Source organism: Microbacterium sp. F2 (genome assembly GCF_052274505.1).
In the GTDB taxonomy this organism is placed as follows: Bacteria; Actinomycetota; Actinomycetes; order Actinomycetales; family Microbacteriaceae; genus Microbacterium.
On the sequence record NZ_JBNVBV010000006.1, the window covers coordinates 31,695 to 51,562 of the forward strand.

A 19,868-nucleotide genomic window follows, 5' to 3' on the forward strand; every position below is an offset into this window, starting at 1 on the left:
ACCGGCCCGTGCGTCGGCGACGCGCAGGACCCAGCAGCGACGGGCACGAGCGGGTCTGCGTCCCGTGTGACACGATGGAACTCACGCCGATTCCAGCCCTGTAGGAGGAACCCGTGACCGCGTACCCGTCTTGGACGCCTGCGCCGCGGCCTGGGATCATCCCGTTGCAACCACTGACGTTCGGCACGATTCTGGGTCGCTCGTTTTCGGCGCTGCGACACAACCCGAAGGTGCTGCTCGGGTTCGCGATGGTCGTGCAGACGATCGCCTACCTCGTTGTCACCATCGCCATCTCGGCGGTCGCGTTCGCAAGCTTCTCGCGGCTCGACACCGTGCCGGCCGGCACCGACGAATGGGATGCCGTCCTGACGGGATCGATTACGCTCACCGCGCTATCGGGTCTCGTGCTCGGTCTTCTCGCGGGCGCCGTGGGTGTGCTCGTGCAGGCCGTGGTCATCTCCGATGTCTTGCACGCTGCGGTGGCCGAGAAGATGACGCTGCGGATGCTGTGGCAGCGTGTGCGGCCCGTGGCCTGGCGTCTGATCGGCTACACGATCCTGCTCTCGCTCGCGATCGGCGTGATCGTGATCATCGTCGGCGGGCTGATCGCCGTCCTGGCTGTCGCCGTTCCCGCCGCCGCAGTCATCCTCGGAATCCTCGTCATCCTCGCAGCCATCCCCCTGAGCCTCTGGCTGTCCGTGAAGCTGCTGCTCGTTCCCGCGGTCCTGATCGTGGAGCACACGTCGCTGGGCGCTGCTCTGGGGCGCTCGTGGCGGCTGTCGCGGGGCCGATTCTGGGTCATCTTGGGGATCATCGTGCTCGTCTCGCTCGTCTTCGGCGCCGTCGCCCAGGTCGTCAGCATCCCGTTCTCGTTCCTCGCCTCGGCCCTGACGACAGTGATAGCCCCCACGGGCGATGAGAGCGCAGCGGCGATCATCGGAATCGTCGCAACCCTCGGTCTCACGCAGATCGTGACCCTACTCATCCAGTCGGTCGCCGTCATCGTGCAGTCAACAGCCGCGGGGCTCGTCTACATCGACTGCCGGATGCGGCACGAGGGCCTCGATCTCGACCTGCTCGAGTACGTCGATCGCAGGGATGCGGGAGAGGCGGGCCTCCCCGACCCGTACGTCGTGCACATCGGCCGCGCCGTGCAGCCCCGGTGGCCTGCGGCGTACGCGCAACCAGCTCCGTTCGCCCCGCCGCCGGGGTACGTCATGACGCCTCAATCTGCAGCTGTGTCGACATCCGCGTCGCCGACACCCGCCACGCCGACCGCTGACCCGGCGTCGTCGACGCCTCCCGCGGGCCCCGATGACGACCAGACGACATGGGCGATGCCTCGGTGATCTCAGAGATCCCGCTCATCCCTGACGGCGAACAGGCTCGCGACTGGGCCGTGCAGGAACTCGCGGATCCGGTCTATCAGGCGGCGAAGCCGACGTGGTTCGACCGAGCGGCACAGGCGGCGCGGGATGCGCTAGCTTCCCTGTTCTCGCCCGATGTCGCACCAGAGTGGGCAGCGATTCTCGCCCTCGTCGCCGCGATCATCGCCATCGCGGTCATCGTCATCGCGATTCTCGTGTGGGGAGTCCCCCGCCGGGCATCCTCACGGCGAGCCCGCACCGGTGAGCTCTTCGGCGACGTCGACTATCGAACTGCCGACGGACTGCGGACAGCAGCTGAGGCTGCCCGCAGCCGCCGGGACTGGGACGCGGCGATCGTGCTGCGCTTCCGGGCAGCAGCCCGCGGCCTGGCCGAACGAGGCTTGATCGAGCTTGCCCCCGGCACGACAGCCCGGCAGTTCGCGGTGCGAGCCGACGCGCTGACAGCGCCGACGAGCGGGCGGGTCGGAGACGCCGCCACCGTCTTCGAGGACGTCCGCTATCTTCAGCGGCCGGGGACCGAGGCCGGGTACGAGGTGGTGGCTGCGGCAGACAGCGCGCTGGCCCAGCTCGGGTCCGTGCGGGCCGATCCGGCCGAGGTGCCGGCGTCATGAGCCTCGACACCCGCGAGCGCCGCGCGGCTCGAGCCGATCTCCCAACCACCAGAGCCCGCCGGGGTTCGGCGGTCGGATGGATCGCCATCGTCGCAGCTCTCATCGCTGTCGGCATCGTCGGTGCGAGCATCGTCGGCGGCAGCGAATGGAGCCAGCGCGAGTCGCTCGATCCCGAATCCGCGGCCCCGACGGGCACCCGGGCGCTGGCACGCATCCTGGCCGATCAGGGCGTCGACGTGCGCATCGTCCGCTCGCACGAGCAGGCCGCAGCGGCGCTACGTGAGACCGCGGCAACGCTCGTGCTTCCGGATGCACCCGCGCTCTCCGACGAGGCGATCTCCGCCCTCACCACACCTGCGACAGACGTCGTCCTCATCGATCCGCGATCGCGGACGCTCCGCCTGATCGCCGACGGGGCGAACGCCGTCGGCGTCGCCGATGACGCGCTCGTGCAGCCGCAGTGCTCAGTGCCAGAGGCGCAGCGGGCGGGAGCGATCCGTCCGCGAACGGTCTTCGTCGGTACGGATGCCGCCCAGTGCTATCCGGCAGCGGGAGGCTATGCGCTGCTGGTGCGCGAAACTGTCCGCCCCGATGCGCCGGGTACGCAACGCGTCTCTGCCGTCGACGGCGCTGCACTGTTCACGAATGAACACCTGCCACAGGACGGCAATGCTGCCCTCGCGCTGGGCCTCATGGGCAGGAATGCGACGCTTGTCTGGTACGTCCCGTCCGTGGCCGATACCAATCTCGACCCCGCGAACCCGTCCCTCGGCGAGCTCACTCCGCCGTGGGTCAGCCCCGTGATCGTCCTGGCGCTGGCGGCTGCAGTCGCGGCGGCGCTGTGGCGCGGCATCCGTTTTGCACCGCTCGTGGGCGAGCGACTGCCGGTGACGGTACGCGGCGAGGAGACGACGCGGGGCCGAGCCCACCTGTACGCACGATCCGGCGACACCGCGCACGCCGCGTCCCTGCTGCGCCATGGTGCACGCGTGCGGATCGCGCGGTTGCTCGGCCTGTCAGGATCGTCGTCGGCAGCAGAGGTCGCCGACGCGCTTGCCAGCGCCTCGGTGACGTCGCGGGAGGATGCGCGAAGCATCCTGGACGGCGCCCCGCCACCGTCACGGCGCGACCTTGACGAACTCCACGACCGATTGCGCAGACTCGAAGCTGCAGCGCGCGCGGCACTTCACCCCGAAAGGAACGCCCCATGACGACTCCCGACCCGGCGCCGACGACTGCCGACGAATCCGTCCTCGGCGACGACGCCGCCCGCGCCGCCGTCGGGCGCGTTCGAACCGAGATCGGCAAGGCTGTCGTTGGACAGGATGCCGCCATCACGGGTCTCCTGATCGCGCTGCTTGCCCGTGGACATGTCTTGGTCGAGGGCGTACCCGGTGTCGCCAAGACGCTGTTGGTACGGGCGTTCAGTCGGGCGCTCGGCCTCGAAACGAAGCGCGTGCAATTCACGCCCGACCTCATGCCCGGTGACGTCTCGGGCTCCCTCATCTACGACGCTCGGTCAGGCGAGTTCGAGTTCCGCGAGGGCCCGGTCTTCACCCACATCCTGCTCGCCGACGAGATCAACCGCACACCGCCGAAGACGCAGGCTGCCCTCCTGGAGGCGATGGAAGAGCGCCAGGTATCCACCGACGGCGTGACCCGCCCGCTCCCCGATCCGTTCCTTGTCGCCGCGACCCAGAACCCGATCGAGCACGAGGGAACCTATACGCTCCCCGAAGCTCAGCTCGACCGGTTCCTCCTAAAGCTCATCGTCGATATGCCCGCACGCGATGCGGAAGTCACGGTGCTCCGCCGCCACGCCGACGGCTTCTCTCCCCGGGACCTGGATGAGGCCGGGGTGCGGACCGTCGTCACTGCGGCGGACCTCCGGGCGGCCCAGGCGGCGGTGCGGGACGTCACCGCCACCGATGACGTCCTCGGCTACATCGTCGATCTCGCGCAAGCCACGAGGCAGAGCCCCTCGGTGCAGCTAGGTGCGAGCCCGCGCGCCGCCACGGCGCTGCTGGCGACGGCGAAAGCGTGGGCGTGGCTCGGCGGATCACCGGCCATCACCCCCGACCACGTCCAGACGATGCTGCTGCCGACGTGGCGGCACCGTCTCCGGCTTCGTCCGGATGCTGAACTCGAAGGGGTGTCGGTCGAAGCGCTGCTCCAGAGCATCCTGCAGCAGACCCGCGTCCCGCTGTGAGCCCCGCATGTATGTGACCGGTCGCTACCCGCTTCTCGTGGGTGCCGGCGCTGTTCCCGTGATCGTCGGTTCGGTCGGCGGAATCCCCGCCTGGGCAGGGGCAGCTGCCTGGCTCGGGCTCTGCGTGCTGCTGCTCGGGATCGATGTGCTGGCCGCCCCCAACCCGCGTCAGGTGAGCATCACCCGCGCCGGACCGACGAAGGTTTTGCGCGACCAAGCGACCCAGGTGACGGCGACAGTCACCAACACGGGTACGCGAGCCCTCCGCATCCGTGTTCGGGATGCCTGGCAGCCAACCGCGGGCGCAGCCACCGGAACGGCGGTGATACGGATCGACCCGGGCGCGTCGGGCCGCGTGGTCACGTCGCTGCTGCCCCGTCGGCGCGGAGAGCTGCGTAGCGTCGGACTCGCACTGCGCTCCGCGGGGCCCCTCGGGATCGCGGGGCGGAGCGCCCTGATCGCCGTTGCGGGAAGCATCCGGGTTCTGCCGCCCTTCACCTCGCGGCGTCATCTGCCCTCGCGCCTCGCACGGCTGCGCGAGCTCGACGGGAACACCAGCGTCCAGGTGCGCGGACAGGGCACGGAGTTCGACTCGCTGCGCGAGTACGTGCGCGGCGACGATGTGCGCTCGATCGACTGGCGCGCCACGGCCCGGGCCAGCGCCACAATGCTTCGCACGTGGCGCCCCGAGCGCGACCGCCACATCGTCATCATCATCGACACCGGTCGCACCGCCGCGACGCGCGTCGACGACGGCGTGCGACTAGACGCCGCGATGGAGGCGGCCCTGCTTCTCTCAGCGCTTGCAGCGCAAGCTGGAGACCACGTCCATCTGTTGATGTTCGACCGGGCGGTGCGTGCCCGTGTGACCGGTCGCGACGGTGCGGCGCTTCTGCCGGCCCTCGTGGACGCCATGGTCGCCGTGGATGCCGGGCTCATCGACACCGACTGGGACGCCGCCTTTGCGCAGGCCCGGCGCCTGACCACCCGGCCCTCGATGGTCGTCGTGCTCACGGCGCACGACGATCCGGAGGCCTCTCGCGGCTTCCTCGGCGCTCTCCCGCTCATTCCCAGCCACACGCACGTTCTCGTCGCCGCGGCCCAGCCAGAGCAGACCGAGGAGCCACAATCCGATGCTTTCGAGGCCGCAGCGCGGGAGCGGGCCCGCTGGGATGCCGACCGAATGGTGACGGCGCTCTCCCGAGCTGGCGTGGACGCACTGTCGGCATCCGCCGAGGACCTGCCCCCGCGCGTTGCCGACCGCTACCTCGCACTCAAGGCACTCGGTCGGCTCTGAGCACGCCGCCCGGGGGCCCAGATCGCGACCGGACCCGGTGAAAAGGGGCTGATTTCACCCCTCCGGGGCGAGTCGTTTGCCTGTGAGTCGCCTGAGAGCGCTACGTTTCGGCCGAATGAAAGGAGCCAGAGATGGCTGAGACCACTTCCGCCCCCGGCACAGCAACGAAGCTCATCGCCGAGGCCCTGGGCACGTTCCTGCTCGTGTTCGGTTCGATCGGCACCGCCCTGTTCGCCGCGAACTTCGGCGCGAGCGAGAATGGCACCTCGCTCGGCGTTGGTTTCCTCGGCGTCTCCCTCGCCTTCGGTCTGACCCTGATGGCCGGCATCTACACGTGGGGTCCAATCTCGGGCGGCCACTTCAACCCGGCGGTCACGTTCGGGCTCGCCGCTGCCGGACGGTTCGCCTGGAAAGACGTTCCCGGCTACCTCATCGCCCAGATCATCGGCGGCGCCGTCGGCACGACGCTCATCGTGCTCATCGGACTGTTCGGACCTGACGGGTGGCTCAGCGCAGCTCAGGATGGCGGCTTCGCGAGCAACGGGTACGGCTCGGCATCCCCCGGCGGCTTCGGCCTCGGCGCAGCAATCGTCGCCGAGGTCCTGCTCACCGCGATCTTCCTGCTCGTGATCCTCGGGGTGACGCATCCCCAGCGCAATGCCGAGAAGTTCGCGGGACTTGTGATCGGCTTCACGCTCACGATGATCCACCTCGTCTCGATCCCGATCGACAACACCTCCGTCAACCCTGCCCGCTCGATCGCAACGGCCATCTACGGCGGCGGTGAAGCACTCGCGCAGCTGTGGGTGTTCATCGTGTTCCCTTTGGTCGGAGGCCTCCTCGCCGGATTCGCACACCGCGCGCTGTTCGAGCGCAAGCCGCTCCCTCCCGTCCAGGCCGAGGCACGCGTCAGCTGACAACGCACCCCGCACACAGAAGCGGCCCGTCTCCTCGGAGGCGGGCCGCTTCTGTGTGGATGCCGGAACTGAGGCTCAGATCAGGTCGAACCGATCGAGCTCGGTGACCTTGCCCCACGCCTTCACGAAGTCACGCACGAACTGCTCGTTCGCGTCGTCGCTCGCGTAGACCTCGGCGATCGCGCGCAGCTCCGAGTTGGAGCCGAACAGCAGGTCGACGCGGGTTCCGCGGCCGACGAGCTCACCCGAGCCGTCCTTCTTCCCTTCGAAGGCGTGCTGGCCGGGGTCCAGCGCCCGCCAGGTCGTGCCCAGGTCGAGAAGGTTCACGAAGAAGTCGTTCGTGAGCACTCCCGGGCGCTGGGTCCACACGCCGTAGGCCGAACCGTCGTAGTTGCCGGCGATGACGCGCAGACCCCCGACGAGCACAGTCATTTCGGGGGCGGTGAGGGTCAGGAGGTTGGCTTTGTCGATCAGCAGGTGCTCTTCGGGCAGCCCGGATGCCGCGGCCACGGGGCCGAGGTAGTTCCGGAACCCATCGGCCGCCGGCTCGAGGTACTGCATCGACTCGACATCCGTCTGCTCCTGCGACGCGTCGGTACGCCCGGGGTGGAACGTCACGACGGCCTCGACACCGGCATCCTTTGCGGCCTTCTCGACACCGGCGTTGCCCGCCAGCACGATGAGGTCGGCCAGTGACACCTTCTTACCGCCCGCAGCTGACGCATCGAAGTCGGCCTTGATGCCCTCGAGCACGCCCAGCACCTTCGCGACCTGCGCGGGGTTGTTGGCCTCGAAGTCCTTCTGCGGGGCAAGGCGCAAACGAGCGCCGTTCACGCCGCCGCGCTTGTCGCTGCCGCGGAAGGTGGATGCCGCAGCCCACGTGGTCTGCACGAGCTCTGCCACAGTGAGGCCCGACTCGAGGATGCGCTGCTTGAGGAGCGCCGCATCGGCCTCATCGATGAGCGGGTGGTCAACCGGGGGCACCGGGTCCTGCCACACCAAGTCCTCGGCAGGGACCTCCGGGCCGAGGTAGCGAGCCTTGGGGCCCATGTCGCGGTGGGTCAGCTTGAACCAGGCGCGAGCGAACGCGTCAGCGAACGCTTCCGGGTCTTCGAGGAACCGGCGCGAGATCTTCTCGTACTCGGGGTCGAACCGCAACGCGAGGTCGCTCGTGAGCATCCGGGGCTCGCGACGCTTCGACGGGTCGTGGGCAAGGGGCACCATGTCGGCACCGCCGCCGTTGACCGGACGCCACTGGTTGGCACCCGCGGGGCTCTTCATGAGCTCCCACTCGTAGCCGAACAGGATGTGGAAGAACTCGTTGTCCCAGCGGGTCGGGTGGTAGGTCCAGGTGACCTCGAGACCACTCGTGATCTGGTCGTCGCCCTTGCCCGAGCCGAAGTTGTTCTTCCAGCCAAGACCCTGCATCTCGGGGCCGGCGGCCTCGGGGTTGTTCTCGAGGTACGAGTCGGATGCCGCGCCGTGCGTCTTGCCGAAGGTGTGACCGCCGGCGATCAGGGCAACGGTCTCTTCGTCGTTCATCGCCATCCGCTTGAAGGTCTCGCGGATGTCGATGGCCGATGCCAGCGGGTCGGGGTTGCCGTTCGGACCCTCGGGGTTGACGTAGATGAGTCCCATCTGCACCGCGGCGAGCGGGCGCTCGAGGTTGCGCTCACCCGTGTAGCGCTCGTCGCCGAGCCAGGTGGTCTCGGGGCCCCAGTAGACGTCGTCATCCGGCTCCCACGCATCGATACGTCCACCGGCGAACCCGAACGTCTCGAAGCCCATGTTCTCGAGCGCGACGTTGCCGGCGAGGATCATGAGATCGCCCCACGACAGCGCGCGCCCGTACTTCTTCTTGACCGGCCACAGGATGCGGCGAGCCTTGTCGAGGCCGACGTTGTCGGGCCAGCTGTTCAGCGGCGCGAACCGCTGCTGGCCGGTGCCACCGCCGCCACGTCCGTCCATCACGCGGTAGGTGCCAGCGCTGTGCCAGGCCATACGGATCATGAGGGGGCCGTAGTTGCCGAAGTCAGCCGGCCACCAGTCCTGCGAGACCGTGATGGTCTGTTCGATGTCCTTCTTCACGGCGTCAAGATCGAGGGACTCGAACGCGGCCTTGTAGTCGAAGTCACCGCCGTAGGGGTTCGCCTCCACGGGGTTCTTCGCGAGGATCTTGAGGTTCAGCTTGTTCGGCCACCACACCTGGTTGGCCGAACCGTTCGTGGGGTGGGGCTGCGCATGGATGACGGGGCAGGCGCCGTCGCCCGTAGCCTCGGCGACTTCTGCCTCGTCGGTGTCGGTGACGGTGACAGCCTGATCGATGTCATTGGGCTGTTCCCCCAGGGGGGTGACTGCCGGGTCGTTTTCGCTCATGATCGTCCTTCCGTGACGGTCGGGTTGTGGGTAGGTGATGAAGAGTCGGTCTCTGTCGCGGCGCACGCTTCGCACACGCCCCAGAATGTGATCTCGGCCTGGGCGAGTGCGAAGCCGTGGGTTTGCGACGGATGCAGACACGGTGCTTCGCCGGTGACGCAGTCGACGTCTTCGACCCGCCCGCACGAGGTGCACACCAGGTGGTGATGGTTGTCGTCGATGCGGACCTCGAACCGCATGGGCTGGCCGGCCGGCTGGATGCGGCGCACCAGTCCCGCCGCCTCGAAGTCGCTCAGTGCGTTATAGACGGATTGCAGGGTGGTCCCGGGGGCGCGGCGGTCGACATCCGCGAAGATCGCATCAGCGCTGGCGTGAGGGTGCTCTCGCAGAGCGTCGAGCACCGCGAGGCGCGCGCTCGTGACCCGGAGCCCCGCTGCGCGGATCACCGATTCGACCGGCTCTGGGCCGGCGATCCCCCGCGCATCCATCACACCTCGACGCTAGCGCATTTTTGATCAGTTCAAAAGGAGCGAGCGTCGAGGATGCCGCTCATCCGCCGCTCCACAGGCGCGGGGTGCCGGTGTGGAACTCCGTGAGGTCCCCCGTCTCACCGGCACGCACCGCTCGCCGCCCGACGACGAGCATGTAAACCAGGAACGCCGCGAGCGCAGCGGTTCCGATACCGATCTTGAGGGCCCACGGCCACGCCTGGGCGGTCACGAAGCCCTCGATGACCCCCGCCACAGCGAGCGCGAAGACGAGTCCGATCGCCACCGTCGCCAGCGCCCGACCCTCCGAAGCGAGCGCCTCACCGCGCGTGCGCGGACCCGGCGCGACCCATGACCAGAAGAGGTGAAGGCCGGCCGCGACGGCGACGAAGACACACGTGAGCTCCAGTTGCCCGTGCGGAAGGATGAAGAGGAAAAACGTGTCGATGCGGTCGAAGGCTGCGAGCACGGCGGCTGCCGTCCCGACCGCGACGGCATTTTGTACCAGCACCATCACCGGCCAGATCCCGGTAATCCCGAACAGCACGCTCTGGGCTGCGATCCACGCGTTGTTCGTCCAGACCGTACCTGCGAAGACGGCCGCGGGATTCTCGCTGTAGTAGCCCTCGAACTCGACATCCGCGTAGTACTCGAGTTGCACCTGTGAGCCCAGCGACGCGACCAGCGCCGGATCACGGGAGATCCAGGTTGCTACCACCGTCGCGACCACCACGAACAGGCCAGCGACAGCGAGGGTGGTCCACCGCAGCCGGTACAGCGCCGCCGGCAACTGCCAGAGGAAGAAGCGGGGGATCTGCCGAAGCGGATTCTCACCGCGGCCCGTCAGCCGGCGCCGGGCGCGCGCCAGGAGCAGCGAGACGTAGTCACCCTCGGCAGTGCGCCCCGCGGTCGTCTTGATGTCGGCGAGATCCGCCGACGCGGCCCGATACCGGGTGACCAGTTCATCGATCTCGGCACCCGAGAGCCGACGGGAGCGGCCGAGCTGGTCCAGCCGCTCCCACTCCGCGCGTCGCGCGTCAGTCAGGGCATCGAGATCCATTTGCTTTACTGTACCCATGGCCCCCGAGCACCCGATGACGGTCGAGATCCGTCAGGACGAAGTGCTCACCGGCGAAGCAGTCGCGCTCGACATCCAGCCCCTGAGCTTCTTTCAGCGAGCGCTCGGCTGCCTGATCGATGTGGTCGCATCTGTCGTGCTCCTGATCGTGCTGGCCGTCGTGGCGAACTGGCTGCTGGGCGGCGCGTTCCTGGATGCCGCCGCGGCGCCGATTCTCGGAATCACGACAGTGGTCGTCGTCCTGGTGCTCGTTCCGGCGCTCGTAGAGACACTCACGGGCGGCTCGAGCCTCGGACGGTGGGCGGTGGGCGGTCGCATCGTGCGCGTCGATGGCGGTGCGTCGGGATTCCGACACGCGTTCATCCGCGCCTTCATCGGGGTGTTGGAGATCTGGCTGACCGCGGGCGCGGTGGCGGCGATCGTCGGTGCGTTCACGCCACGGACGCAGCGCCTCGGCGACCTTGTCGCCGGCACATACTGCGAGCGCTCACGTGCCCCGAAACTTCGGCCACGCCCCGTCGAGGTGCCCCCGGCGTTGGCGAGTTGGGCGGCGGTCGCTGACGTCGGGCGCATGCCCGATCGGCTGGCACGCCGTGTCTCGCAGTTCGTTCACCAGGCCGTCTACCTCGACCCCGGCGCGCGGACGCGGGTCGCCGCAGCGCTGGCAACCGAGGTCGCTCCGTACGTGTCGCCTCTCCCGCCGGTCGATCCCGAGACGCTGCTGCGTGGTGTCGTCGCCCTGCGGCGAGCACGTGAAAGGCGGGCCCTGGCCCTACAGAACGAGCGCCTCGCCACTCTGACCGCCGGGGATGCCGACACCACGACGGTCCGGACGGTGCGTCAGTAGCGGTAGTGCTCCAGCTTGTACGGCCCCTCGACCGGAACGCCGATGTAGGCAGCCTGATCGCCGGAAAGCTGCGTCAGCTGGACTCCGAGGGCGGGAAGATGCAGGCGCGCAACCTTCTCGTCGAGGGCCTTGGGGAGCGTTGCAACACCCAGTGGATAGTTGTCGCGCTTGGTCCACAGCTCGATCTGGGCGAGGACCTGATTGGTGAACGAGGCGCTCATGACAAACGAGGGATGACCCGTCGCGTTCCCGAGGTTCATGAGGCGTCCTTCGCTGAGGACCAGCACGCTCCGGCCGGTGGGAAGTCTCCACTCGTGGACCTGGGGCTTGATCTCGACGCGCTCGGTTCCGGCGAGGCTTTCCAGGCCCGCCATGTCGATCTCGTTGTCGAAGTGCCCGACGTTGGCGACGATCGCGAGGTGCTTCATCGCGAGCAGGTGATCGACGGTGACAACGTTGCGGTTGCCGGTTCCCGTGATGAGGATGTCGACCTGATCGATGACATCCTCGAGCCGGGCGACCTGGAAGCCGTCCATGGCCGCCTGCAACGCGCAGATCGGGTCGATTTCGCTCACGATGACGCGAGCTCCCTGGCCACGCAGCGCCTCAGCGGCCCCCTTGCCGACATCCCCGTACCCGGCGACGAAGGCAACTTTCCCGCCGATGAGAGCATCGGTGGCACGGTTGAGACCGTCGGGCAGGGAGTGGCGGATGCCGTACTTGTTGTCGAACTTTGACTTGGTGACCGAGTCGTTCACGTTGATCGCACGGAACAGCAGCTCGCCATCACGTGCCAGCTCATAGAGCCGGTGCACGCCGGTGGTGGTCTCTTCGGTCACACCGACGAGCTCCCGACTCATGCGCGTGAAGCGCTCAGGGTCGCTGGCAAGGGAGCGACGCAGCGCGTCGAGAACCACCCGGTACTCCGCGGAATCGCCGGGAGCGGCATCCGGCACTGCCCCCGCCTTCTCGAAAGCGACGCCCTTGTGGACGAGGAGGGTCGCGTCACCGCCGTCGTCGAGGATGAGGTTCGGACCGTCGAATCCCTCCGCTGACCAGTCGAAGATGCGGTCTGTGCAGTCCCAGTACTCGGCGAGGGTCTCGCCCTTCCAGGCGAACACGGGAACGCCCTGGGGCCGGTCGACGGTGCCGGTCGGACCCACCACAACGGCAGCTGCAGCCTCGTTCTGGGTCGAGAAGATGTTGCAGCTGGCCCACCGCACCCGGGCTCCAAGAGCCACGAGCGTCTCGATGAGCACAGCCGTTTGCACTGTCATGTGCAGGGATCCCGCGATCCGCGCACCGCGTAGCGGCTGCTGCGGACCGAACTCCTCGCGCAGAGCCATCAGGCCCGGCATCTCGTTCTCGGCGAGGCGGATCTGGTGGCGCCCGGCATCGGCGAGCGCGAGGTCGGCGATGGCGTAATCGAGCGCGGCGATCGTGGAAGTCGACATGAGCGCTATTCTCCCACGCCGTCGGCTCCCGAGACTGCGCCGCTGTCAGGCCCGCAGGGTCTCGTGGCGCACAACCACCCAGCCTCGCGGCATGGCGAGCCGTTCGGTGTGAATACTGCACAGATCATGCGCGTGGATCACGCCCTCGGGACCCAGCGGGCCGAGCACAGCCATCTGGTCACCGTAGTCGTAGGTGAGCGTGGCGACGGCTTCCCGCGCGCACGCGATCTTGGAGCACAACCGTTCACGCATCACCGTCACGGTACCCGCACGCACGCAGCGTCATCCGTCGCCACGCGGGTCCCGCCAACCACCGCCGCCGTTCGAGTGTCACGCGTTGCGGGTCGCAGGCGGCGCAAACCGTGCATCCGTGACACCGGGACGGTGAGATCCGGCGGGGCCAGCCGATCTAGGATGGGCGCATGGCCTGGCGACGCTCCCGCTCAGCCCCGGCGAGATCCCGGCGCCCCGCACGTCACGGACGCCACGGGCGCGTCGGACGCAGCCCGGTCGTTCGTCCACCGCTCCCGCCCCTGGATACCCGCATCGACCGGTTCGACCTCACCGTCGGCACCGCGGCGGAGTTCCTGCGCTCGGCGTGGGAGGAGCTTCGCGACGTCAGCTTCGAGATCGGCGACATGCCCCCCGCAACGGATGCCGACGGCATCCCGCGGTGGGCGGTACTCACCGACCAAAAGCGCATCATCCTGTACCGAGTGCCGCTGGAGCGCCTGTCGCACCTGCACCGCAACGACGATCTGCATCGCCGGATGATGATCGAGGGGGCAGTGTTCCGAGCTGCGGCGCAGTACCTCGGCAAAGATCCGTGGGATCTGGGACCCGACCGCTTCCGCTACTTCTGAGGATCGCTCAGGGGTAGACGACGATCGGCTCCTGGCCTGCGGTCGAGGGGAACACCGGGAAGGCGCCCAGAGCACCAGCACCGACGTAGCCGACGCTCGCGCGCACGGGACCCCCGGTGAGCTCGTAGGCTGTCGAAGCCCGCAGGGGCACCTGGACGCTTGCTCCCGCGGGCACGGCCACCGAAACAGGATCTGACCCCGGTTCCGCAAGCTCAACCGTCACATCCGCCGCGCTCGGGTTGGCGATGGTGAGGATCGGACCGGGCCCGCTCGGCACAGCGATCACAGCTGAAGACTCGATCTGCAGGGACGCCTGATACCACGCGAAGTCGGATCCCGCACCGAAGCCGGTCGTCTGCCACACCGCCGCCGCGACGGGTGTCGAGGCCACGACGTCCACCGCGTAGGAACCGACCGGCAGGCTCGGCATCTCGACGGCCGCCGGGATTCCCGCCCGGAGCTGAACGTTCACCGGGTCGATGGCCGGCGTTGAAGCACCGACAGGGCGCACCGAGATCGTCGCCACGGTGTCCGCATCCGGCGAGAGCACCCGCACCATGGTTCCGGAAAGCCCCGTCCCGGTACCGAGAGCGCCCTCGGTGACCGTGACCCCGACGATCGTCTGGCTGGTGGCGAGCTCGCTGAGCGCCCCGGACTGGTCCACCCCGCCGGGCTCGAGCACCCGGGTGATGCTCGACTGCAGAGATGCCGCGACCGGGGCACCTGATGCTTGCACATGCACGACGGGGCTCTCCTCGCCGAGGGCGAGGCCCGCGAGCGGGATGATGCGCTGCGCGCCGGGACGCACGACGATGTCTCCGCCACCGGGTGGAACCTCGGCTCCGGAGGCTCCGTAGACGGTGAGCGTGACAGTCGCTGCCACCTCTCCCGGGTTCGAGAGCACGATAAGGTCGGCGGCGCCTGTCGTGCCAGCTCCGGCCACGAGCCACGAGTCCAGCAGCGGCAGCCGGCACGACGCCGCGCTGTACCCCGCAAGGTCGGGGTCACCGACAGTCGCTGAACCCGCGGCAGCGAAAGGCTCCGACCCCGGCGACGAGCGAAGCACGAGGGGAGCTGCGCCCGCGGCATCCGAGTCCAACTCGCCGCGATCGATCGCGCTCTCCCCTGCCGTTGCCACAGCCTGCGGCGCTGCCACGGTGATCGAGCTCACGGCTGTCGAGTCTCGCGCTGACACGAGCAGGTCGCCGGCACAGACAAGGGTCTGACCAGCCGACGGCGGCGAAACAGCCACTGACGCAGGTTCCGGCGCTATCGCGGGAACCTCGATCAGCGGCACCAGCACGATCGCCGCAATGGCGCCCGCTCCCGCGAGCCCACCGAAGACAGGCCTGAGCCAGCGTGAGGCCGATCCGGTCATGTCGCCCTACCTTTCTGAGTGTTCCCGATCGTGTTGTTGACGCGGCAGGATCGGGAATGTGCGAGCGAGGCAGGGATGGTTTTCATGCTGGCTGCATCGGATGGCCAAGGAGGCTTTGCCCCCTGCCTCGCCGCTTCTTCCTGACCGCTGATTAGGAACTGCGATCGATCGCTGTGTAGGGCAAGGACGGGGGGGAAGAGGCCGCACGCGACTGACGAGCGAGGGAGGTTCACGATGACAGTCGCAGTCGGAATCGATGTCGCCAAGGACATCCACTGGATAGAGGTCAAAGTCGCCGAGACCGGCACGGTGCTGACCAGCCACGCCGTCGAGAACACCCCGGCAGCGATCGCTGGAATGATCGATGAGGTCCACGCCGCCGAGACCGTTCACGGTCCCGCCCGGGTCGGGATCGATCTGCTGGGCGGGATCGCCGGCCTGCTGGAGGCGATGCTGATCGAAGCCGGGCTGACCGTGGTGCACGTGCCCGGGCTGGCGGTGAACCGTGCTCGCCGCGGCACCGTCGGCGGCGAGCACAAGAGCGACCCGAAAGACGCCCGGGTGATCGCCGACCAGGTCCGGATGCGCGATGACCTGCGGCAGGTCACCGCGATGCGGGAGGATGACGTCGAGCTGCGGCTGCTGGTCGGCCGCCGCAGCGAGATCGTCGCCGACCAGACCCGCCGCGCCGCCCGGCTGCGGGACCTGCTGGTCTCGATCAACCCTGGCCTGGAGCGCATCGTCGACGTGACCACGAAGACCGGGCTCTGGCTGCTGACCCGCTACGCCGCCCCCGGCGAGCTCCGCACCGCCGGCCGGGCCCGCGTCCTGGCCCACCTGCGCAAGCTCGACCACGTCAAGGCCGCGAGCATCACCGCGCTGGCGGATGCCGCGCTGGCCGCCGCGCACGCCCAGACGATCAGTGTCCCCGGCGAAGCCGTCGCCGCGGACCTTGTCCGTGACCTGGCCCGCGAGATGCTGACCGCCCGCGACCAACTGCACCACATCGACCGGCGCATCGAGGGGACCCTTGACCGGCACCCTGACGCGGCCCTCATCCGCAGCCTGCCCGGCATGGGGGCCACCCTCACCGCGGAGTTCCTCGCCATCACCGGCGGGATCGCCCGCTACCCCGACGGCGACCACCTCGCCGCCGCGGCAGGCCTGGCCCCCGTCCTGAAACAGTCCGGCAAGGTCCGCTACCTGCAACGCGCCCGCGCCGGCGATAGCGCGCTCAAACGCGTGTTCTACCAATCCGCGTTCGTCGCGATCACCTGCGACCCCACCTCGAAGGCGTACTACCGGCGCAAGCGCACCGAAGGCAAGACCCATCACCAAGCCGTCCTCGCCCTCGCCCGCCGACGCGTCAACGTGCTCCACGCCGTCCTCCGCAACCGCGACCCCTACCGGAGCCAAGCCACCCCACACGCCGCTTGACAAACGCATTAGGAAGCCTCCTCGCCCGTCGGCTCGCTCGGCAGAGCCTGGGCCTCCTGCGCGCCGTCCTCGAGGCGCCGAGCCCTTCCGGCATCCATCGCCCGCTCAGCGGGTGTCAGGCCCACAATGCGCGGATGCTGCCGCGCACGGGCCCGGCTCCGCCCCGTCGGCGCCGCCAGCAAGAGGGCGATCACGATGACAGCGATCTGAAGGATCTGAAGCGCGATTCCGCCGGCTGAACCCTGGGCGCCAGGCCGTGCAGCGATGTCGGAGGTGACACGCCACAGATCGCCACGCTCGGTTGCTCCGACGGGATCGAGATCATCGCGCTGATCGAGTGCGGTGGCGGACTCGCGCCGGAGCACGTCAGCCGCCGGGGCGTCGGCGCCGGGAGCGAGTAGGACGAACGCGATCCCCTGCTCGCCCAGCGCTGCCACGGCGTCGGGCGAGGTCGAGGTCACGAGCGCCGCGGCCGTGGCAGCAAGCTGGGATGAGGCGTCGTCCATAGCAGTCCGGGTCTCGAGGACGGTGCTGTGGGCACCCAGCGTCTCGCTCCCGCCCCAGACGACGCGTGCGGCGAGACTGCCGTCGGCTTCGGGGGTCAGCACCATCGTTCCTCGTGCGGTGGCGCCACCGCTATCGGCTTCCACGTACGCCGGCAGCGTGCTGGTCGGACCGTTGGTGAGGGCTGTCGCACCTCGCGCCGACGCCGTGAGCGCGGGTGCTGCCAGGATCACGAGAGTCGCCATGCAGACAACCGCGACGGATGCCGATACCGCTCCGGCATGCCGTCGGAACCGAGCCATCTCGGCCCGACCGAGCTGATCGAGTGTCAGGATGGCGCCGCCCACCATGCCCCACCACGCGAGACTCAGCCCCGCCCCCGGCCACAGCGTGAGAGCGTTCGCGCCGTCGAAGCGCACCGCGATCGCGGTGGCTGCCACAGCTGTGGCAACGCCCAACACGACCAGGGCGAGGTGCGCAAGCCCGACCGGCCATCGCGGTGTCGCAGCAGCGGATGCCGCCAGCAGCGCGATCGGCACCAGCAGCGCTGCCGGAACCCACAGTGGCAGGGCGGAAAAGAGCTCTGCCCAGCCTGCACCGCTCGAGGCCGGGAACCCGAGAGAAACCCACAGGCGAGTTCCCGCATCCGCCGTCTGCGCAAGGGCGTCGATCGGGGCGCCGGGGTCGGCGAGAAGCCCCCAGGGGTTTGCCGCGTGAAGCTGCGCCCATGCCACGGGCAAAAAGATCACGATCGTCGGAACGGCGACCCAGAGCATCCGTGCGACGCCGGCTCCGGAACGACTGACGGCGGCGGCAATGATCCCAGCGAGCAGGACGAGGGCGAACGCGGGAGCGAGCGAGGGAGCCGCGGCGATGACAGCTGCGGCCAGCAGCGAGGCAGCTGCTGCCGGGACCCACGAGCGGTGCGCGACGGCACCGGCAAAGACCAGCCACGGCAGCAGAAGGTGCACGATCACACCGGTCGGGATGCCCTGGGTCAGGGCAACCAGGAAGGTCGGCGCGAGCGCCCACGCCACACCGGCAGTGATGCGCAGCACCGGACGATCGGTGATCCGCGTCGCCGCAAACCACCCGCCGAGAGCTGCCAGCGGCAGAGCCGCCAGCCACAGGAGGACGAGAGCCCGGCTAGGCGCGAAAGGCCAGAGGGAGCCGATGACCGCCACGACCGCCGAGAACGGGTCGGCCGGGCCCGACACGTTCCACCCCGTTGGTCGGAGTCCGTACGCCGCATCAGCCCAGAGCCCTGCGACGGTGTCTCGCAGCGGCTGGAGAGCTCCGCCACCGAGCGCCGGCCACGCTAGCAGGGCGGGGAAGGCAGCGAGTGAGACAGCTGCCATCGCGAGGACGAGCCAGGCTCCGCCACCGCCGAAGAAATGAAGCTCACCACGCGGGAGCGCGTCGGGATCGTGCTCGGTGGGCTCGGCCGCACGCTCGCGCGCGAGCGCGGTCGAGACGCGAAGAGAGGCGATCCTCGACCAGGGCACGCTGCGGTGACGGCGCAGACGGCGTCTGCCGCGCGCGATCGCGGCAAGGCGCACCATCGCCAGAATCGTGGCCGCCCACTCCCCCGCGATTCGACCCGGGTCCTTCATCACCAACTGGGCGATCGTGCGGCCGAGGGCAAGGAACGGCAGCGACAGCCAGATCGGAACAAGCAGCAGCGGATGCGCAGAGGTCAGGCGTCGGTGCAGCTGGGCCGCGCGACGTCGCGCGATGATCATGCGACGCCGGCTACCGGTTTCAGCGAACGGAAGCCCGGCAACCCCATCACCCGAAACGCCGACGCGCGTGGTGGGGGCCAGGGCAACGCGGCCTCCCATGAGGCGTGCCGCCACCGCGAGGTCAAGGCCTTCGTCCGCGTCGCGCAGGGCCGGGTCGATCCCGCGCAACGCCCGGAAGACGGACCCGCGCACGAGCACGGCACGGATGTCGGAGCCCAACACATCGGTGATGCCGTCGCGCTGGCCCTGGTCAAGATCTCCCGCAGCAAGCTCCACCGACGCGCCGGCGCGCGTCATGCTGACCCCGAGCGACACGATCCGCTCAGGTCTGTCATGGCGGACGAGCTTTGGCGCCACGAACGCGAGCGTGGGTGAGAGCTCAAGCTGTCCGGCGAGACGGGCCAGCGCCTCGGGTTCGGGAGCGGTGTCTTGCGCGAGCAGCCACAGCAGGTCGGCATCCATCACCGTGCCGCTTCGCGGGTCCGGCTCGAGGGCAGCGCTGGCCACCGCCGCCGCAAACCGCGTCCGCCGTCCGAGACGGATGACGCGCACGCCGCGCCCGTCGGCGGTGGGATCGGGAAGGCTTCCGGGTTCGAGCGCGTCCTCGACAGCCGGGTCGGTTCCGCACACCACGAGGGTCACGGCATCCGGACGACGAGAGCCCGCCGCCAGGGACGCGAACGTGCGACGAAGGTGGTACGCCGCGGACGTGCGACCGTCGGGACGCACGACGACGATCGCGTGAACAGTGCCGGGCATGACGCCGTCAGCCTATGGTTGCGTCCGCCGACCCAGGCGCCTTGGGCCCGGCGTTTCCGGTCGAGGGCCTACGGGGAGCTTCGACCCCGCCGCCGGTCAGCTTGCCCGGCGCTTGAGCTTGCGACGCTCGCGCTCGCTGAGACCGCCCCAGATCCCGAATCGCTCGTCGTTCTGCAGCGCGTACTCCAAACATTCGCCGCGCACGTCGCACGAACTGCAGATGCGCTTGGCGTCTCGCGTCGAGCCGCCCTTCTCTGGGAAGAAGGCCTCGGGATCGGTCTGTGCGCACAGCGCGTCGGTCTGCCAGGCGAGCGCGTTCTCGTCTTCGGGGTCGATGCGACGCACACCGGGCACACCAAGATGCACCGGGTCGACGAACCAGTTGTCCGGGACACCCGACCGATACTGCGAAGCCGACATGTCGTTCTCCCCACCTCAAGAACTCCCCCACGCGGTCAGCGTGTTGCAGTAATTACACCGGTGTAGTTCGCTGCGGTCAAGTCGCAGATCGTAAACCCTC

At 69.0% G+C, this 19,868-nt stretch carries 17 protein-coding genes; 9 read left to right on the forward strand and 8 right to left on the reverse strand.

The genetic code is table 11. The features are described from left to right. Positions 1-113: 113 nt before the first annotated feature. From ACQVDU_RS11425 to aqpZ, 6 genes are all read left to right on the forward strand, one after another. A complete protein-coding gene (locus ACQVDU_RS11425) occupies positions 114-1,349 on the forward strand; it encodes a hypothetical protein (protein ID WP_300590644.1) in 1,236 nt (411 codons plus the stop codon). Next, positions 1,331-1,999 carry a DUF4129 domain-containing protein gene (locus tag ACQVDU_RS11430; RefSeq protein ID WP_443477177.1) on the forward strand — a complete coding sequence of 223 codons (669 nt, stop codon included), beginning with the start codon at positions 1,331-1,333 and terminating at the stop codon, positions 1,997-1,999. The genes ACQVDU_RS11425 and ACQVDU_RS11430 overlap by 19 nt, the downstream gene beginning before the upstream one ends. Continuing rightward, positions 1,996-3,210: a DUF4350 domain-containing protein gene (locus ACQVDU_RS11435; RefSeq protein WP_443477178.1), complete on the forward strand. Its 1,215-nt coding sequence runs from the start codon at positions 1,996-1,998 to the stop codon at positions 3,208-3,210. Before ACQVDU_RS11430 ends, ACQVDU_RS11435 begins: the two co-directional genes overlap by 4 nt. Then, positions 3,207-4,208 (forward strand): AAA family ATPase, encoded by a 1,002-nt coding sequence (locus ACQVDU_RS11440; RefSeq protein ID WP_443477179.1) that lies wholly within the window; start codon positions 3,207-3,209, stop codon positions 4,206-4,208. The genes ACQVDU_RS11435 and ACQVDU_RS11440 overlap by 4 nt, the downstream gene beginning before the upstream one ends. Before the next feature lie 7 nt (positions 4,209-4,215). Beyond that, positions 4,216-5,505 (forward strand): DUF58 domain-containing protein, encoded by a 1,290-nt coding sequence (locus tag ACQVDU_RS11445; RefSeq protein ID WP_443477180.1) that lies wholly within the window; start codon positions 4,216-4,218, stop codon positions 5,503-5,505. 131 nt (positions 5,506-5,636) lie between these two features. After that, positions 5,637-6,422, forward strand: coding sequence for an aquaporin Z (gene aqpZ / locus ACQVDU_RS11450; RefSeq protein ID WP_443477181.1), 786 nt, complete (start codon positions 5,637-5,639; stop codon positions 6,420-6,422). A 75-nt stretch (positions 6,423-6,497) separates the two neighbouring features. Here the strand turns inward: aqpZ and katG are convergent, their stop codons facing one another. From katG to ACQVDU_RS11465, 3 genes are all read right to left on the reverse strand, one after another. After that, positions 6,498-8,798: a catalase/peroxidase HPI gene (gene katG, locus ACQVDU_RS11455; RefSeq protein WP_443477182.1), complete on the reverse strand. Its 2,301-nt coding sequence runs from the start codon at positions 8,796-8,798 to the stop codon at positions 6,498-6,500. Continuing rightward, entirely contained in the window at positions 8,795-9,286 is a 492-nt protein-coding gene (locus tag ACQVDU_RS11460) for a Fur family transcriptional regulator (protein WP_300590887.1), read from the reverse strand. Before ACQVDU_RS11460 ends, katG begins: the two co-directional genes overlap by 4 nt. Positions 9,287-9,347: 61 nt before the next feature. Beyond that, positions 9,348-10,346 carry a stage II sporulation protein M gene (locus ACQVDU_RS11465; RefSeq protein ID WP_443477183.1) on the reverse strand — a complete coding sequence of 333 codons (999 nt, stop codon included), beginning with the start codon at positions 10,344-10,346 and terminating at the stop codon, positions 9,348-9,350. A gap of 16 nt (positions 10,347-10,362) precedes the next feature. On the opposite strand from ACQVDU_RS11465, the gene ACQVDU_RS11470 reads away from it, so the two are divergent. Further along, positions 10,363-11,211, forward strand: coding sequence for an RDD family protein (locus ACQVDU_RS11470; protein WP_443477184.1), 849 nt, complete (start codon positions 10,363-10,365; stop codon positions 11,209-11,211). Here the strand turns inward: ACQVDU_RS11470 and ahcY are convergent. Then, positions 11,205-12,665: an adenosylhomocysteinase gene (gene ahcY / locus ACQVDU_RS11475; RefSeq protein WP_363495884.1), complete on the reverse strand. Its 1,461-nt coding sequence runs from the start codon at positions 12,663-12,665 to the stop codon at positions 11,205-11,207. The two genes, ACQVDU_RS11470 and ahcY, sit on opposite strands and share 7 nt — an antisense overlap. A gap of 45 nt (positions 12,666-12,710) precedes the next feature. Further along, positions 12,711-12,917 (reverse strand): DUF3499 family protein, encoded by a 207-nt coding sequence (locus ACQVDU_RS11480; protein ID WP_363495881.1) that lies wholly within the window; start codon positions 12,915-12,917, stop codon positions 12,711-12,713. Between the two features lie 170 nt (positions 12,918-13,087). Here ACQVDU_RS11480 and ACQVDU_RS11485 point away from each other — a divergent pair, with 170 nt between their 5' ends. Continuing rightward, positions 13,088-13,528 carry a metallopeptidase family protein gene (locus tag ACQVDU_RS11485; RefSeq protein WP_228177573.1) on the forward strand — a complete coding sequence of 147 codons (441 nt, stop codon included), beginning with the start codon at positions 13,088-13,090 and terminating at the stop codon, positions 13,526-13,528. A 7-nt stretch (positions 13,529-13,535) separates the two neighbouring features. Here ACQVDU_RS11485 and ACQVDU_RS11490 read toward each other — a convergent pair whose 3' ends face one another. Next, positions 13,536-14,906 (reverse strand): DUF5719 family protein, encoded by a 1,371-nt coding sequence (locus ACQVDU_RS11490; RefSeq protein WP_443477185.1) that lies wholly within the window; start codon positions 14,904-14,906, stop codon positions 13,536-13,538. 234 nt (positions 14,907-15,140) lie between these two features. On the opposite strand from ACQVDU_RS11490, the gene ACQVDU_RS11495 reads away from it, so the two are divergent. Further along, a complete protein-coding gene (locus ACQVDU_RS11495; protein ID WP_443477186.1) occupies positions 15,141-16,343 on the forward strand; it encodes an IS110 family transposase in 1,203 nt (400 codons plus the stop codon). An 8-nt stretch (positions 16,344-16,351) separates the two neighbouring features. Here the strand turns inward: ACQVDU_RS11495 and ACQVDU_RS11500 are convergent, their stop codons facing one another. Beyond that, on the reverse strand, positions 16,352-19,348 hold the full coding sequence (locus ACQVDU_RS11500) for a glycosyltransferase (RefSeq protein ID WP_443477187.1): 2,997 nt from the start codon (positions 19,346-19,348) through the stop codon (positions 16,352-16,354). Between the two features lie 96 nt (positions 19,349-19,444). Further along, positions 19,445-19,768 carry a WhiB family transcriptional regulator gene (locus ACQVDU_RS11505; RefSeq protein ID WP_443477188.1) on the reverse strand — a complete coding sequence of 108 codons (324 nt, stop codon included), beginning with the start codon at positions 19,766-19,768 and terminating at the stop codon, positions 19,445-19,447. Positions 19,769-19,868 lie beyond the last annotated feature (100 nt).

Coding starts and splice junctions, on each gene's coding strand:
- ACQVDU_RS11480 (WP_363495881.1), bottom strand. CDS start 12,917: ATGCGTGAACGGTTGTGCTCCAAGATCGCGTGCGCGCGGGAAGCCGTC.
- ACQVDU_RS11445 (WP_443477180.1), top strand. CDS start 4,216: ATGTATGTGACCGGTCGCTACCCGCTTCTCGTGGGTGCCGGCGCTGTT.
- ACQVDU_RS11495 (WP_443477186.1), top strand. CDS start 15,141: ATGACAGTCGCAGTCGGAATCGATGTCGCCAAGGACATCCACTGGATA.
- aqpZ (WP_443477181.1), top strand. CDS start 5,637: ATGGCTGAGACCACTTCCGCCCCCGGCACAGCAACGAAGCTCATCGCC.
- katG (WP_443477182.1), bottom strand. CDS start 8,798: ATGAGCGAAAACGACCCGGCAGTCACCCCCCTGGGGGAACAGCCCAAT.
- ACQVDU_RS11440 (WP_443477179.1), top strand. CDS start 3,207: ATGACGACTCCCGACCCGGCGCCGACGACTGCCGACGAATCCGTCCTC.
- ACQVDU_RS11465 (WP_443477183.1), bottom strand. CDS start 10,346: ATGGATCTCGATGCCCTGACTGACGCGCGACGCGCGGAGTGGGAGCGG.
- ACQVDU_RS11435 (WP_443477178.1), top strand. CDS start 1,996: ATGAGCCTCGACACCCGCGAGCGCCGCGCGGCTCGAGCCGATCTCCCA.
- ACQVDU_RS11505 (WP_443477188.1), bottom strand. CDS start 19,768: ATGTCGGCTTCGCAGTATCGGTCGGGTGTCCCGGACAACTGGTTCGTC.
- ACQVDU_RS11490 (WP_443477185.1), bottom strand. CDS start 14,906: ATGACCGGATCGGCCTCACGCTGGCTCAGGCCTGTCTTCGGTGGGCTC.
- ACQVDU_RS11430 (WP_443477177.1), top strand. CDS start 1,331: ATGGGCGATGCCTCGGTGATCTCAGAGATCCCGCTCATCCCTGACGGC.
- ACQVDU_RS11500 (WP_443477187.1), bottom strand. CDS start 19,348: ATGCCCGGCACTGTTCACGCGATCGTCGTCGTGCGTCCCGACGGTCGC.
- ACQVDU_RS11485 (WP_228177573.1), top strand. CDS start 13,088: ATGGCCTGGCGACGCTCCCGCTCAGCCCCGGCGAGATCCCGGCGCCCC.
- ACQVDU_RS11460 (WP_300590887.1), bottom strand. CDS start 9,286: ATGGATGCGCGGGGGATCGCCGGCCCAGAGCCGGTCGAATCGGTGATC.
- ACQVDU_RS11470 (WP_443477184.1), top strand. CDS start 10,363: ATGGCCCCCGAGCACCCGATGACGGTCGAGATCCGTCAGGACGAAGTG.
- ahcY (WP_363495884.1), bottom strand. CDS start 12,665: ATGTCGACTTCCACGATCGCCGCGCTCGATTACGCCATCGCCGACCTC.